Genomic DNA, 15,864 nt, shown 5'->3' on the forward strand with positions numbered 1-15,864 from the left:
TCTACCCAGAGTAGAGTTTACCGCTACTTACCGAGGTAAGTTTAGCCCAATAAGCTTAGAGCTGCTGATGGTGATTGTTTTGCTTGAGCTAGGATAGAAGTACTCGCCTGTTGTAGGATTTGAGACTTCGTCATTGCTGTCGTTTCTTTCGCGTAATCGGTATCTTTGATACGGCTCTTAGATGCATTAACGTTTTCGTTGATGTTATCTAAGTTGCTGATTGCGTGGTCAAAACGGTTTTGGAAAGCACCAAGAGAAGCACGGTTACTATCTACAGATTTTAGTGCGCCATCAATGATAGATACCGCTTCGTTCGCGCCAGCAACCGAAGTTACATCGATATCGTTAACAGTCACGTCTTTAGCAGCACCAATACCAAGTTCACCAGCAAGGCTGCCGCCGAACTCAACATCACCTTCAACTTTTTGGCTTGAAGCGAAAAGTTGCAGTTTGCCGCCTTCACCAACTGACGCTTTAACGTCTTGGCTCTGACCATTGATGTAAGTTGCTAGTTCTTCCATATCGTTGCCTTCCTTCGCAGAAATAGACAACTCTTGTGCTTCACCAAACTTATCGTTGTATTTGATAGTCAGATCAGAACCTGCAGCTACACGCCAAGAAGCATCTTTGCCTTCTGTAACGCCGTAGCTCTTGCCACCCATGTCTTGAGTGTCAGTACGCATGTTATTCATAGTCAGCATTACTGCTTCACCAGAATCTGCACCGATTTGGAAAGATTGGCTGCCGTAAGTACCGTTAAGAAGCTTATTACCACCAAAAGAGGTCGTTTCAGCAATACGGTTAAGTTCTGTGTTTAGAGCAGAGACTTCTTCTTGGATCGCAACACGTTCAGATTTGCTGTTTGAACCATTTGAAGATTGAAGAGAAAGGTCACGCATACGTTGCAGAATGTTGGTTGACTCATTCATTGCACCTTCAGCTGTCTGTGCAATAGAGATACCATCATTCGCGTTTTTCACAGCCATATCTAGGCCACGGCTTTGCGACGTTAAGCGGTTAGAGATTTGTAGGCCTGCAGCATCATCTTTTGCGCTATTGATTTTATAGCCAGAAGACAAACGCTCCATTGATTTTTGAGTACCTTCAGCCGCGCTATTTAGGTAGCGCTGAGCCGTCATTGCAGACACATTTGTGCTTACATTAATCGCCATAGTTGATCTCCTTTAGGCATTTTTTAATGTACTTATGTGACTCTCACCTCACACAAATACATGTCAATTTTGTTTATGCACCAGTGTCTCTCTCACCTTACATTGGTACATATCATTTCTCTCAATCCCTTTAACGGCCCCTTAATTAGAAGCTTTAATAAAAATTGCGAGTTTTTTCGTATTATTTTCAACAACAAGGAAAAGTGTGATCGGGCTTCAATTAATAGGGCGACATTCGCTAAAGTTTCGTATCTTCGCTCATTTATAAGTGTCGCCTTGCACATAAAAACCAAAGCAGATCCCTGATATCTCGTTCTACTCGATTCTGGGATGACGACCAACGACTTCGATTCAAGTAAACAATGGATGGCTACCTCTCTATAGTCGTCATTCCCTACAGTAAGGAACGAACGTGATAGGGAATCTCGCTTTTGCTCCTGCTTACCAACATTACACTTTTCCAAATACACCTTCGCCAAATTGCAGGCAATAAAAAACCCAGCCGAAGCTGGGTCTGTTTAGCGCTCATCTCTCACCACGAGCTAATTTGTGGAAGCCTAACGTTAACGTTTATGATCAACAACGCTTATGATCAACAGCGCTTATAACCAACGTGGCAACGTGGCTTTTTAATCGATTAACCTAGTAGGCTAAGTGCCGAGTTCGGAGCTTGCTTCGCTTGAGCAAGAATCGAGCTTGAAGCTTGAGAAAGGATCTGAGACTTAGTCATCTGAGTCGTTTCTTTCGCGAAGTCGGTATCTTTAATGCGGCTCTTAGATGCGTTAACGTTCTCGTTAATGTTGTCTAAGTTGCTGATAGCGTGGTCGAAACGGTTTTGGAAAGCACCCAGTTCAGCACGGTGGCTATCTACATACTTAAGTGCCGCATCGATAACTGCAACCGATTCTTGTGCGCCGCCAACTGATGTTACGTCGATAGTATCAACCGTTACATCTTTGCCAGGTTGCATGCCTAGTTCACCAGCAAGGCTGCCAGAGAATGCCACTTCGCCTTCAACTTTGTTGTTGCCAGTAAACATTTGCAGCTTACCGTCTTCAGTTACAGACGCTTTAACAGAATCTTGTTGACCGTTGATGTACGTTGCTAGCTCTTCGATGTCGTCGCCCGCTTTCGCAGACACATCGATTTCTTGTGCTTGGCCGAAGTTATCAGTGAACGACATTTTTAGGTCGTTTGCGCCAGCTTGAACGTTCCAGTCTTTGTCTTTCGCGTTCTCAGTTTGGTAGCTTTTACCACCCATCTGAGCGTTATCAGAGCGCATGTCTTTCAGTTGAAGCATTACCGCTTCACCGTTATCCGCACCGATTTGGAATGATTTAGTACCGTGAGTACCGTTAAGCAGCTTATTGCCACCGAAAGACGTTGTTTCCGCAATACGGTTCAGTTCGTCGTTCAGTGCTGTTACTTCTTCTTGAATCGCTACACGCTCTGATTTTGAGTTTGAGCCGTTTGAAGATTGTAGAGACAAATCACGCATACGTTGCAGGATGTTCGTTGTCTCGTTCATTGCACCTTCAGCAGTTTGTGCAATAGAGATACCGTCGTTCGCGTTACGAACAGCAACATCAAGGCCGCGGCTCTGAACGTTCAAACGGTTAGAGATTTGTAGGCCCGCAGCGTCATCTTTCGCGCTGTTGATTTTAGAGCCTGAAGCTAGACGCTCCATTGATGTTTGTTGTGCGCTGTTTGCGTTGTTTAGGTAACGTTGCGCTGTCATCGCTGAAACGTTTGTATTTACATTCACTGCCATGGTGATTTCTCCAATTGATTTTCCGGTATAGCGGTTTCCGACGTCTCGGAAAACCAAGTAGTTCTCTCAAAGTTACATTTAATAACGGCTCAAAATCCCGAAGCTTTAGAAAAACTTTAAAAAAACCACAAATAAAATATTAAATCGTTATTTATCATCAAGTTAATTTTCACACTTTTCTAAAAAGGCGATAGGGTTTAATCGGGTATAAATCTTAATCTGTTCAAAAAACACGCTAACTGCCGTTCAAGTTGCTCAACGCTCAGAAATGATCAATCACCAAAGATCATTGATGGGAATAAAGATTGTGCAATTTATCTAGCCAAGGAGAGCATTTGTAACGAAGAAAATGGGTTGAATGGAAACTTAAGAATCAGAAAACTAAAGTTAGAAACCAGTGGGAAACGCAAAAGACAAGAAAACAAAAAGGTAGAAAGCAAAAAGATAGAAATAAGAAAATAAGAAACAGAGAAATAAATAACAGAAAGGAAAAAGCCCCTTTTCCTTTGAGAGAACCGGGGCTAGTTGGCAGGTCAGAGCCTGTGTGGAGATCATCGAGAAATGAACACATTTCTGACTCGCCGTTGCATTCTTACCGTAAAAATGAATAGCAGGTGAGAGATGAGAGAGCTAAACACTCATAGTAAGTATGCTTGCCAGTTTCCCTTGCTGCATGGCTCACGTCTGAACACGAGCAGCAAGTTCAACCAATAACTATTGCAATAGTGTCATTGCAGAGTTAGGCAACTGTTTTGCTTGAGCAAGTATCGAAGTACCTGCTTGTTGCAGAATTTGTGATTTGGTCATTTGCGTCGTCTCTTTCGCAAAGTCCGTATCTTTGATTCGGCTGTTAGAAGCGTCTACGTTCTCTTGAACGTTTGCCAAGTTATTAATACTGTGGCTTAGACGGTTCTGTTTAGCACCCAAATCAGCACGCTGTGAATCTACGTACTTCATTGCAGAATCAATTACGCTGATTGCGTTTTGTGAACCTGCAACGCTAGTCAGGCTGATATCTTGAACCGATGTTGCACGGCCTTCACTCTTAATACCTAGCTCAGATGCTAGGCCACCAGAGATCGACATTGCACCTTCAAGGTCAGGTTCAGCAACAAATAGTTGAATGCGACCATCATCGGTCACCGATGCGTTCACAAGATCCGATTGACCATTAATGTAAGTAGCAAGCTCTTCGATATCATCACCCGCTTTGGTATTGATATCTAAAACGATGTCTTCACCTGCTTTGGTTCTGAATTCAAACTTAAGATCGCTCGCCGTTGGCGGCACTTCCCAGCTTTTATCTTTACCATTTTCAGAATCGAACGTAGTACCGCCCATACGGAAATCATCAGCACGAACACTAGTGAGTCCCATAATCATTGCTTCACCAGAGCTAGAACCTATCTGGAAAGATGCTTCACCAAATGAACCATTCAACAGACGACGGCCACCAAACGAGGTCGTTTCCGCGATACGGTTTAGCTCATCTTGAAGTGCCGAAGACTCTTCATTAAGCGCTGTACGTTCCGCTGCCGAGTTCGTACCGTTTGATGATTGAATCGCCAGATCACGCATACGTTGTAGTACGTTGGTTGATTCGTTCATCGCGCCTTCAGCGGTTTGTGCAATTGAAATACCATCGTTGGCATTACGCATCGCCACGTCTAAACCACGTGATTGCGCCGTTAAACGGTTAGAGATTTGCAGACCGGCTGCATCGTCTTTCGCGCTGTTGATTTTATGCCCTGATGACAAACGCTCCATAGAGGTCGCTAAATCATTAGACGCTTTATTTAGGTAACGCTGTGCTGTCATAGCAGAAACGTTAGTGCTTACATTAATAGCCATTTTGCTCTCCTTATGAGTTCGCAAACTTTCTGCGAAGCGGCCAGCTTTACTCTCATATGGATAAGCACTGACCGTGTATTACTCGCTAAACCCTATGCAAGGTTTAAGATCTGTATAAATCATTTTATGACCAACACAGATACAAGTTATATGCCAAGTTTAATACTGTTTTGATTAATTTTTAATATACATAAAATCAATCACTTAAATTAAAACTTAACTCGATTTGGTTTAACTGGCTTGGGGAACAAAAAGTACCTTTATTCGCCCATTGCCGCTTTTTGCCGCTATTCTCAAACAGATGATATCCTGTATAAAAAAACGGCAAAGGTTGAAGTGATTCGCGCATACGGCATAGCACATATGGCAAAGAATCTAACTTCAATGGTGAGTGTTAGTTCACCACTAAATACCGATTGATCATTAAATATAGTTAAACAAGGTCAGGTCTTTGGTTTTACCAAACGCTTGTTGAGAAGCTTGCAATGCTCGAGAGTTTTCATTGAACTCAATGATGGCTTTCGAGTAATCCAAGTCTTCAAAGTTGCTTTTCGCTTTCGCTAAAGACAACTTAAAATCTTCATGTTGCTGCTCTTGAATATCCAGCGTACTTAAACGCGCACCGACATCGGTTCTAGCCTTCGTTAGATGAATAAACGCAGCATGAAATTCTTCGGTCACTTGGTGCAATTTCGCTGTTGCTGATGCATCCGATACCGGGTTTTCAGCCTGCTCAGCCGCCTCTTTGAACGTATCAAAGATAGAGAAAGTCTCTCGTGGTTCTAAGGTGATCGAATCACCTTTAGTGATTTGGCCTTTGATTTGGATATTCAGACCTTCATAGACAATGCCAGTCGAAGGATCAAAGTCTTCCGCGGCCACCACTGCGCCATCTTTTTCAAGTTGATAAGCATAATTTCCTGTCTGCATATCAACGAACGTCACTTTATACGTTGACCCATCTTCAGCTGAGTTCGTCGCACGTTCCAAAAGTAATTCAGAAGCGGGCTCAAGCTCGTACTGAGGTTCGTAATCACCAAACGGGTTATCTATTTCCATAAATAACTTGCTGCCCGGATCATTCATCGCCATCTCGAAGCTACTCGCTACACGCATCTTTCGCTGATAGTCATCACCCTGATAGCTGACGTTACCTTGGTTATCTCTAAAGAAGGGTTGATTCTTCGGCTTAGTACCCGCAAACGTGTAGTTACCCGACTCATCTTGAGAGTTAGCTAAATGCAGAAAGTTATTCGATAGCTCTTGGATCTCGCGTTTCTTCGCTAAACGGTCCTCTGGAGAAAGCGCACCGTTAATCATTTCCATCACGGTTCGTTTTGCCTCATCAGCAAAACCTTCGGTGTTGGAGACCAATACTTCGTGATGCTCCAATCGATTACGAACCAAGACGATTGCGTCACTATATTGCTTAAGCTGCTCTGATTGCTGACCAATATTTTGTAAATAGTGGGTCGCAAGAGGATCATCACTTGGCGACTGCAACTTCTTACCGGAAGCAAGTTGTGCTTGGTTGTGATGTATCTTGTTCTCTTGACGACGTAAGTCGTTCTGAACAGATTGGTAGTTGTGGAAGCTAGAAATACGATTCAACATTTATACTTCCTACCTCAGAGCCAAAATAGTATTGAACGTATCATTGGCTGCTTGCATGATGCGTGAAGAAGCCATGTACGCTTGCTGAAATTTCATCATATTTGCCGCTTCTTCATCGAGGTTAACCCCCGACACTGAAGCAATACGTTCCTGAGCTGATTCCTTTTCTAAGGTGGCAATGTCGCTTAAGCGATTTGCCGTCGACGCTTTCAGACCCGTATTGGTATTCAAGTTATGGTAAAGGTCCAAAATCGTAGACTCACCATCATTCAAGATCTTACCGGTTTGGAGATCTTGCAGCTTACGCAAGTTACCGTTGTCACCCTCTGATGGGACAAGGTTTGCCGTAAATTTATCGTTTGCCACAGCCCCAGCGGTCAACTCGAAAGTCGTGCCATTAATCGTAACCGGACCTTCAGGTGGGTACGGCTGCGGCTGCATTAAAATATTGCCTTTCGGGTCAGTCACGGCAAACTGCTCACCTTTTGGTGAAACAATCACTTCAAACTCACGCAATTGACCGGCCGCTAGGATTTTGAACCCCGCCGAGCCTTTCGCAAACGTGGTCGATGCCTCATAACTTTGTGCGGCAATATCTCTAGGGTCTTTGGTTTCCATCTGAATCTGAGCAGCAAAGTTGCGAGTTGGACGCAATAACAGCTTCTCACCCAATTCCGGCGGGTTTCGAACTTCGACTCGCATACCATCTAGGTAAAAAGCATTGCCTGCTGCATTGGTGCTGACTTTTACGGTTTCACCGTCAGGCTTGGTCACGACATAGTCACTGCCGTCATATTTAAGACCGTACTCGCCGCCTTTTAAGGCAGAGGTGTCATCAATATATACGGCAACATCAGCCTTTGATTGGCTACCAGCCGTCACGCGTGATTTCGCCACGCGCTCAGAGTTCACATCGGTGAAGATATCTTGGCCAACATTGCCATTGAGATCCAAACCTTGTGATTGAAGTGAGTTTACTTTCTCAGAGAAAGCCGTTGCCAAACGTCCAAGTTCATCCATGATGTCGGGAATGTGTTCGTCTCGCATATCGAGCATGGCACCGATTTTTCCATCGATATCATTACTGGTGATCGGCTTCAAAGACTTACCTTCCACAATCGCCAGTCGACGCTGATGCGTATCAGGTAAACCATCAACCAACTTCAGTTGACTTGCTTCGCTACCAGAAACCAAGGTATGACCATTACCAATATGGACGTTAAACCCTTCCGCATTAGAGCGTGGCGTTACTGTCACTTTGGTGTAGCCAGATAACTCATTGATCAGCTTTTCGTGCTGATCTCGTAAATCATTGTGAGGCCCTGGTGTTCGCATCATCAAACGCTGAACATCACGAATCTCAACCGCAATTTGGTTAACACGTTCAATGCCGACTTCTAACTTTTTATTCGTAGAATCAGACTGTTGACGTACCGTTTCATGGAATTCATTCAAGGTTTTAGTGACAAGCCCTGCTTTCTCTAGCACGACCTTACGCGCACCCACATCATTCGGGGTATCGGCGAGAGTCTTAACGGAATCAAACCATTCGTTGAGGTTTTCTGGAATCTTCTTTGAAGCGACCGACGACAACATGCTCGACAGCATATCGAGGTTGGCTTCGGTATCGCCTTTGTTGGCGGCATTGGTTGTCGATAAGTTAAGTTCTTTGACGGCAAACTGATCCCAAGAGCGGCGAACATTTTCCACATGCACACCCATACCGTAGGATTGCCCACCGTACTGGCGCGGGTCATTCACACCTTGAATCACAGACTGGCGGCTATAGCCCTCTGTGTTGGCGTTAGAAATGTTATGACCTGTGGTGTTGAGCTGTCTCTGAGCCGTAAGAACACTTTGTGCCCCTACATTCAGAAGATCCGACGCCATAATGCCCCCAAAAAACTTAACAAAACCAGAATGAACTGATTAACTACAACCGTATATTACTAAGATAAAAGCAATATATGTGCCAATACAATAAATGGAGAGTTAAAAGACGATAATTTATTGAAGTGTAAGGAGATAACTATGGATGACGCGTAAGAACTGAAGGGGCGGAGAAGAAAAGAGCCTGCCAGTAGCAAGCTCTCGATGTTGATTTATGACGCTAGTTCATCTCATCAATCTTGGCTTTAACTCGTAAAACCTTGTCTGCATAGTTAGGGTCAGTTGCGTAACCAGCCTGATGAATACCTTTGATGAAATTCTCTGAATTGCCTTGATGCTGTAGCGCCGTTTCGTATCTTGGATTTTCGTTCAAGAACTTCACGTAATCATTAAAGCTATCTTCGAAATTAGAGTAAGAACGGAAGGAAGCTGACTCTTTAACGGCGGTTTTGCCATGGAACTCAAGAGTTTGAGTCGCGACCTTATCGCCCTTCCAACTTCTATCTGCTTTGATGTTAAATAAGTTATTGCTGTTGCCCAAAGAGTTCTTAATCATCTTAGAGCCCCAACCTGTTTCAAGTGCCGCTTGTGCTAATAGCAGTGACGAATCAACGCCAAGTGCACTCGCCGCTTTTTCAGCGTAAGGCTTCATTGAGGTAACAAAAGATTCTGGCGAATCAAATGAAGCGGGTTGTTTTGCTGCTGACACGTCTGTTGTTGACTTAGCAGATTGAACTTCAGAGACTTTCTCTTCTGAACGACCTGAATACTGAGGTCTTTCCAGTGAGGTATCAAAACCTTCACTGCGAACCTTGTCTTCTGTCGCATCACTTGCTTGACCTGCACTTAGCTGAGCAACAATCATGTCCGCAAGGCCTAATGAACCTGAAGCACTCAACTCACTCGCCATTTGGTCATCTTGCATCTGACGATAAAACTGCTCGTTCTGGCTGTTCAGCATATCCGACTTAAAGCTAGAGTTAGCATCACGCATCGACTTAAACAGCATTGAAGTAAAAATCGATTCAAACTGTTTTGCCGCCGCAGTTAGCGCCTCTTTTTCGCTGCCTTCTTCACCGTTTACGGCTTGTTGACGAAGACGGTCTAAACTACCGATGTCGTGAATAAAGCCGATGTCATTGTTATTCTTAATCATGCTTTATTCCTTAGATAATGATCAATTGGCCTTCAATTGCACCGGCTTGTTTCAGTGCTTGAAGGATTGCCATTAAATCAGAAGGTGCAGCGCCTACTTCATTGACTGCGCGTACCAAATCATCCAGCGTTAGGCCAGGTTCAAATTTGAACATCTTGCCATCGCCTTCCGTGATTTCGATATCAGAATCAGGAACCACTACCGTTTGGCCACCAGAGAATGCGTTCGGTTGGCTTACGTTTAGATTTTCTTTGATTGCAACCGTCATACCACCGTGGGTTACCGCCGCCGCTCTTAGGCGAACGTGCTTACCAACCACAATGGTACCGGTACGAGAGTTAACAATGATTTTTGCAGAGCCCTCTGCAGGATCAAATTCGATGTTTTCGATTGCCGATAAGAAAGCCACACGTTGGCTGATTTCACGAGGTGCGCGAACTTTTACAGACGTCGCGTCGACCGCTGAAGCCATTTGTGGGCCTAGGAAATTATTTACCGCATCAGCCAAACGCTGAGCCGTTGTAAAATCGGATTGGATTAGGTTGAAAGTGATGTAGTCACCACGGCCAAATGGAGTTGGGATTTCTTGTTCAACCGTCGCACCGCTAGAGATGATACCGACGTTAGGGTTGTTACCGACAATCTTAGAACCGTCGTTACCTTGTGCACTAAAGCCACTTACTACCAAGTTACCTTGCGCGACCGCATACACCTGACCGTCTAGACCTTTCAGGAAAGTCTGCAACAAAGTACCACCACGAAGGCTTTTTGCTGAACCGATAGAAGAAACGGTTACGTCAACTTCCTGACCTTGCTTAGAGAATGCCGGGAGTTCAGCGGTAACAATTACCGCGGCGACGTTTTTAGTTTTTGGCTTGGTGCCGGGCGGCAATTGGATGCCAAAGTTTTGCAGCATTGCGTTAAACGTTTGATCGGTAAAGGGAGTTGTCTCACCTGTCCCCGGCAAACCTGTAACCAAACCATAACCGACAAGTTGGTTACTACGAACACCCGCCACTTTTGCCACGTCTTTAATACGCGCAGCATGGGCACTGGTGGCAAGAAATAGCATGCCGAATAGTACGAGTGTGAGTTTTTTCATTGAGTAACCTGTCTGTATTGCTTTAGTTTATAATAACTTAGCGAAATATTTGTGATTGATGAGGGCTGTCAGTATCTCGACGCCCTATCAAGCTCTACAGAGATACATTAAAGAATCGTGCCAAGAATCCAGGCTCTTGCATATCTTTCTGCACGCCCGTACCTGAATACTGAATTCGTGCGTTAGAAACACGGTTTGAAGCGATGGTATTTTCGAAGTCTATATCATCAGGACGGATGGTGCCGCTTAAGCGGATGTACTCATCGCCCGTGTTCAGTGTCATCCACTTTTCACCACGGACCACTAGGTTACCATTGGCTAATACTTCGATAACTTCAACGGTAATGTAACCGCTGATACTGTTACTTTGGTTGGCTGACGCATCACCCGCAAAGGTGTTGGTGTTGCTCAGATCATAAGAAAAGTTGTACTTGTCGATAGTCAGCTCTTGACCACCGACTGCCAGCGGCTCCATCGTTGCATCATTCGACTTAGACATGTCTGCGTTGGCTTTCTTGGTCGCTCGAGTATTCTCGTCTAACGCCACGGTAATGATGTCACCAATACCACGAGGTTTTGAGTCATCATACATGCTGCCAATGTGGTTAACATTGAACAGTGAGCCCGTTGCTGCTGCGTAGTGTTCTGGTTTTTGCTTTGGATTGATTGGCGCCCATGCTGGGTCACCAGCAACTGGATCGGTTCGACCACGAAGTGTATCAATAATGCCTGAGCTCTCTTGCGCTGACTTATCACCTTCCACAGCATCAACCACTGTGGTTGCGTTTTCTTCTGCCGGAGTCTCAATAGGATCCAAGACAGAACACCCCGTCATAGACATAAACAGAGCTAAACAAAAAATACGTTTCATGGCGATATACTCTCAGCAGGCAATGGTAAATAGATCAATTGGTAGAAACACGTCAGTTAATTGGAAAAATCTATTAATTATCAATAATTAAATGGCTAATAAACCAATTACAGCTGTTGGTTAACAAAGCTCATCATCTTGTCTACCGACGAGATAACTTTCGAATTCATTTCGTAGACACGTTGAGCTTCAATCATATTCACCAGCTCTTCGGTTACGTTGACGTTCGATGTTTCGAGCATCGACTGACGAATATTACCTAAGCCATCAAAGCCAGGAACCCCCTCTTGCGGGTCGCCACTAGCACCGGTTGGTAAGTAAAGGTTTTGACCTACAGGCTCTAAACCACCTGGGTTTACGAAGTCAGTGATAGTGATTTGGCCAACCACGACGTTGTTTTGCTCACCACGTAGACGTACTGATACTTCACCATCGTTACCAACAGTTACCGAAATCGCATCTTCAGGAATCACGATTTCTGGTTGCAGAGCATAACCTTGACCTGATGTAACGATCGCGCCGTCACCGTTCAGAGTGAACTGACCATTTCGGCTGTAACCTGTTTCACCGTCTGGCATTTCAACTTGGAAGAAGCCGTCGCCTTCAATCATCATATCTAAGCTGTTCGACGTTGTTTGCGCGTTACCGTGAGTGTGCACTTTTTGAGTTGCGACTACTTTTGAACCTGCACCTAACATCAAGCCACTAGGCAGCTCAGTATTTTGAGACGATTGGCCACCTGGCTGGTTGATATTCTGATAGAACAGATCTTCAAATACCGCACGGCTCTTTTTAAAACCAATGGTCGAGGCGTTGGCAAGGTTGTTCGAAATTGTTGAGATATTGGTTTGTTGTGCGTCTAAACCTGTTTTACTTACCCATAATGCTGGATGCATAGTAAATTCCTTTAAATTCTATTAGCTCATACGAAGCAGTGAATCAGACGACTTGTCCATTTCCTCTGCCGTGCTCATCATCTTGACCTGCATTTCAAACTGACGTTGCAAGTCAATTAGGCTGGTCATTTCACCTACAGCATTTACGTTACTGCCTTCGATAGCACCTTTAAGCAACGTTACCGCTGCATCCGCTTCGTATGCCTGATCTGGGTTTTTCGAACGGAATAGACCATTCGTATCTTTAAACAAACTTTGGTTGTCTGGGCGTACAAGTTTAATACGGTCAACAATCGCTAATTCTTCAGCTGGAGCGCCTTGAGGAATCACCGAAATCGTACCATCTGTACCAATTTCTACTTTGCTGATCGGGATTGGGAGCGTGATTGGCGCGTCATTCTCACCTAACACCAAGTGACCGCTTGCGTTGGTTAACAAACCGTTTTGGTCTACCTTTAGATTACCATTACGCGTTAAACCTTCACGGCCTGTGTTATCCATCACTGAAATCCAACCATCACCTTGAATAGTGACATCAAGATCTCGCCCAGTGGTGACCACACTACCTTGTGCGAAATTATGACCCGGACGTTCTGTCATGCTGAAAACACGAGTAGGCATGCCTTCACCGTACGCTTGCATTGAACGTGCTTGTGCTAAATCAGCACGGAAACCCGTTGTACTTACGTTGGCAAGGTTGTTAGCACGTAGCTGCAAAGCTTGCATATTTTGCTTAGCGCCACTCATGGCAAGAAACAGTGCGCGATCCATAATTTTGCTCCAAAAAATCATCTTCTGGGGCTAACAAAGCAAACACTGTGCCAATATTTTTAACCGTTACTTATCAATAATTTAAATAGAAAAAACTAAAAAGAGGGATCACAAAAGGATCATTGAGGAAGAATTGTTGCCAGTGGCATTACCGTGCGGCAATAGGGGCGGCAAATAGAAAAGCAAACTGCCATATCAAATTCAGCAACAATACCCAATTCAATAATATTGAATTGGGTATTCGCAGATGATTCAAACGCTCGAAACGATTAACGAATCTGAAGAATATTCTGTTGCAGTTGGTTGTGTACTTCTAGAGAACGTGAGTTCGCTTGGAAGTTACGTTGAGCAGAAATCAAATCAACCAGTTCTTGAGTCATATCGATGTTCGACTGCTCTAGCGAGCCGTTGTTGATGCTACCAAATGAACCTTTGTTCGATTCACCCCAGATTTTAGAACCTGAGTCATTAGTAGAATCCCACTGAGTGCCGCCTTTCTTATCTAGGCCTTGCTCATTAGGTACACGAACCAAGCCTACACGGCCAAGCATCACGTTTTCACCATTTGAGTAAGTACCTAAAACACTACCGTACTCATCGAAATCGATTTTGGTTAAGAAACCTGTTGTCGCGCCATCTTCATCGAACTTAGTGAGTTCAAATGGAGCGGCAAACTGAGTTGACGAATCTAGACCAAACTTAAGCACCTGCGTTGGATCAGCACCGTTCAAATCAATTGGGTTAGCTCCTGCACCTAGTGCTTCAGAGTTAATTGGCTGGCCATTGTTAAGGCTCGCCAACGTACCGTCATTGTTGAACTTCATTGTATGACCAACGTGACCTTGTGCATTTGTCGCATCACCACCCGTGATGTTGACCGGCTTTTCACCGTTCTCATCTGACATGGTGTAGTACGTCTGCCAAGTGTTTGGTTGAGTCTGATCTTTGAGGTAGTAAGTCGTTAACTTGTAAGACTGCCCCATAGAATCGTATACCGTCGAAGACGTTGCACGGTTATAGGTATCAGCATCTTTGAAGTTAAATGCAGCCGGGTCTTTAAGATCACCGTTTGCAGGAAGGTTAACCCCTACTTCAATGTTTTCTGTCTGTTTTGGCTTACCAAACTCAGCAGGAATGTCGAGAGGCTTTGGCGCGTAAGAAAGAACTTCACCCGAGTTTGGATCAACATCGTAACCTAAAAGAAACTCATCGTTAGCGGTAACCATGTAGTTGTCTTTGTTTAGGTGAAATGCACCATTACGCGTTAGTTCATTGATCTCCGGTACCATACGGTCTTTCGATACTGCAAAGAAACCTGTACCACTTACACGTAAGTCCATTGGGTTGTTTGTATAAATACTTGAACCTTCATGGAACTGTTGCGCCACTTGGCTAGCTTGCGCACCGCCACCTGCCGTCGTTTTTGCGTTAGTGAATAACGAACTTGAGTAAACATCGCCAAACTCCGCACGTGACTCTTTAAAGCCGAATGTGTTTGCGTTCGCAATGTTGTTACTGGTTGTATTCAGGTCTAGTTGTGCAGCGGATAGACCGCTTAAAGCTACATATGACATTCCAATATTCTCCTAATCTCTCTAGCTAGCATAATCACTCTTTTAAAGCATTACGCTTTACCAACTTCTAGTACTTCAGCAAGTCGTACTGGCGATGTGAAACCAGCCAGATTGAGTAGTACGTTGCCATCGCCCTTACCAAGAAGCACACTGTTCACGTTCGCATAACTGGAAACTTGGAACTCTGTGTTCTCGCCATCCAGTAAACCCGACGCTTTCACGTTGTATTTACCAGCCGGCAATGGGTTACCGTCTTCGTCTTTTCCGTCCCATTCAACACGTGTGTCGCCTGATGGTTTAGAGCCGATATCAAAAGTGCGAACCAATTGTCCAACTTCGTTCTCAACACGGACGATTACATTGTCCATTGCCTGAGGAAGCTTAACCATGGACGCCATACCGCCATCACCGGGTTTCACACCTGCCGCACCAGGAACCAATACATCGCGGCCAACCAAAGAGGATGCCTGTAATGCTTGGTTAGAAGTCATTGATGAATTCAAGCTTTCAAACTGTGTATTCATTTTGCCAATGCCATCTACGGTCGCAAATGAAGCCATTTGCGCAATCATCTGGTCATTGCTAACCGGCTTAAAAGGGTCTTGTTGGGCTAATTGCTTAGTCAACAAAGATAAGAAGTCTTCTTGTTTAAGATCCTGCTTACCTGTTGTTTCGTCGGGCTTTTTCGCGCCATCTTGAAGACTCTTCAGCTGGTCAACATAGGACAAGCCGCTTTGACCAACATTGTTGTTGATTCCAGCCATGTGCTACCTCCTTATCCTTATTGACCCATCTGCAGCGTACGCAGCAGCATTTGTTTACTCGAGTCAGCAACCTGCACGTTTGTTTGGTACGCGCGTGATGCCGAAATCATGTTTGCCATTTCTTCCATAACGTTCACGTTAGGCTTGTAGATATAGCCTTCGTTATTCGCTAATGGGTGATCTGGGTTGTACTCCGCGCTCAACGGCTTATCGCTTTCCACAATACCTAATACTTTCACAGGCACAGTGTGACCACTGTTGCGTGCTTTATTTAACTCAGCGCCGAACACTGCGTGGCGAGCCTTGTAAGTTTCTTCAGCAGAACTACTTACACTGTCCGCGTTCGCAAGGTTGCTCGAGGTCGTATTTAGACGAACAGATTCAGCACTCATCGCAGAACCAGTCACATTGAATACATTGAATAAACTCATC

13 protein-coding genes are annotated in these 15,864 nt (G+C 44.6%); all 13 read right to left on the reverse strand.

Going from position 1 to position 15,864, the window contains the following annotated elements:
* Positions 1-41 precede the first annotated feature (41 nt).
* The 13 genes from AACU28_RS20525 to flgC all read right to left on the reverse strand — a co-directional run bounded on the left by AACU28_RS20525 (position 42) and on the right by flgC (position 15,863).
* Positions 42-1,172 (reverse strand): flagellin, encoded by a 1,131-nt coding sequence (locus AACU28_RS20525; RefSeq protein ID WP_004736190.1) that lies wholly within the window; start codon positions 1,170-1,172, stop codon positions 42-44.
* Between the two features lie 637 nt (positions 1,173-1,809).
* Positions 1,810-2,943, reverse strand: coding sequence for a flagellin (locus tag AACU28_RS20530; protein WP_004736189.1), 1,134 nt, complete (start codon positions 2,941-2,943; stop codon positions 1,810-1,812).
* A 714-nt stretch (positions 2,944-3,657) separates the two neighbouring features.
* Positions 3,658-4,794, reverse strand: coding sequence for a flagellin (locus AACU28_RS20535; protein WP_017076826.1), 1,137 nt, complete (start codon positions 4,792-4,794; stop codon positions 3,658-3,660).
* 423 nt (positions 4,795-5,217) lie between these two features.
* Positions 5,218-6,408, reverse strand: coding sequence for a flagellar hook-associated protein FlgL (gene flgL, locus AACU28_RS20540; protein WP_004736186.1), 1,191 nt, complete (start codon positions 6,406-6,408; stop codon positions 5,218-5,220).
* Positions 6,409-6,417: 9 nt separating this feature from the next.
* Positions 6,418-8,298 (reverse strand): flagellar hook-associated protein FlgK, encoded by a 1,881-nt coding sequence (flgK, locus tag AACU28_RS20545; protein WP_017093267.1) that lies wholly within the window; start codon positions 8,296-8,298, stop codon positions 6,418-6,420.
* Positions 8,299-8,518: 220 nt separating this feature from the next.
* The gene (gene flgJ, locus AACU28_RS20550; RefSeq protein WP_004736183.1) at positions 8,519-9,454 is read right to left on the reverse strand and encodes a flagellar assembly peptidoglycan hydrolase FlgJ; all 936 of its coding nucleotides are present in this window, start codon (positions 9,452-9,454) and stop codon (positions 8,519-8,521) included.
* Between the two features lie 10 nt (positions 9,455-9,464).
* Positions 9,465-10,556, reverse strand: coding sequence for a flagellar basal body P-ring protein FlgI (locus AACU28_RS20555; protein WP_017076828.1), 1,092 nt, complete (start codon positions 10,554-10,556; stop codon positions 9,465-9,467).
* A gap of 94 nt (positions 10,557-10,650) precedes the next feature.
* Positions 10,651-11,427 carry a flagellar basal body L-ring protein FlgH gene (gene flgH, locus AACU28_RS20560; protein ID WP_102474006.1) on the reverse strand — a complete coding sequence of 259 codons (777 nt, stop codon included), beginning with the start codon at positions 11,425-11,427 and terminating at the stop codon, positions 10,651-10,653.
* A gap of 107 nt (positions 11,428-11,534) precedes the next feature.
* Positions 11,535-12,323 (reverse strand): flagellar basal-body rod protein FlgG, encoded by a 789-nt coding sequence (gene flgG / locus AACU28_RS20565; protein ID WP_004736180.1) that lies wholly within the window; start codon positions 12,321-12,323, stop codon positions 11,535-11,537.
* Between the two features lie 21 nt (positions 12,324-12,344).
* A complete protein-coding gene (locus AACU28_RS20570; protein ID WP_004736179.1) occupies positions 12,345-13,094 on the reverse strand; it encodes a flagellar basal body rod protein FlgF in 750 nt (249 codons plus the stop codon).
* Positions 13,095-13,363: 269 nt separating this feature from the next.
* Positions 13,364-14,668 (reverse strand): flagellar hook protein FlgE, encoded by a 1,305-nt coding sequence (flgE, locus tag AACU28_RS20575; RefSeq protein WP_017076830.1) that lies wholly within the window; start codon positions 14,666-14,668, stop codon positions 13,364-13,366.
* Positions 14,669-14,718: 50 nt separating this feature from the next.
* Positions 14,719-15,432: a flagellar hook assembly protein FlgD gene (gene flgD / locus AACU28_RS20580; RefSeq protein WP_004736177.1), complete on the reverse strand. Its 714-nt coding sequence runs from the start codon at positions 15,430-15,432 to the stop codon at positions 14,719-14,721.
* Positions 15,433-15,449: 17 nt separating this feature from the next.
* Positions 15,450-15,863, reverse strand: coding sequence for a flagellar basal body rod protein FlgC (gene flgC / locus AACU28_RS20585; protein ID WP_004736176.1), 414 nt, complete (start codon positions 15,861-15,863; stop codon positions 15,450-15,452).
* Position 15,864 lies beyond the last annotated feature (1 nt).

It is taken from the genome of Vibrio sp. SBT000027, assembly GCF_963894355.1.
In the GTDB taxonomy this organism is placed as follows: Bacteria; Pseudomonadota; Gammaproteobacteria; order Enterobacterales; family Vibrionaceae; genus Vibrio; species Vibrio splendidus.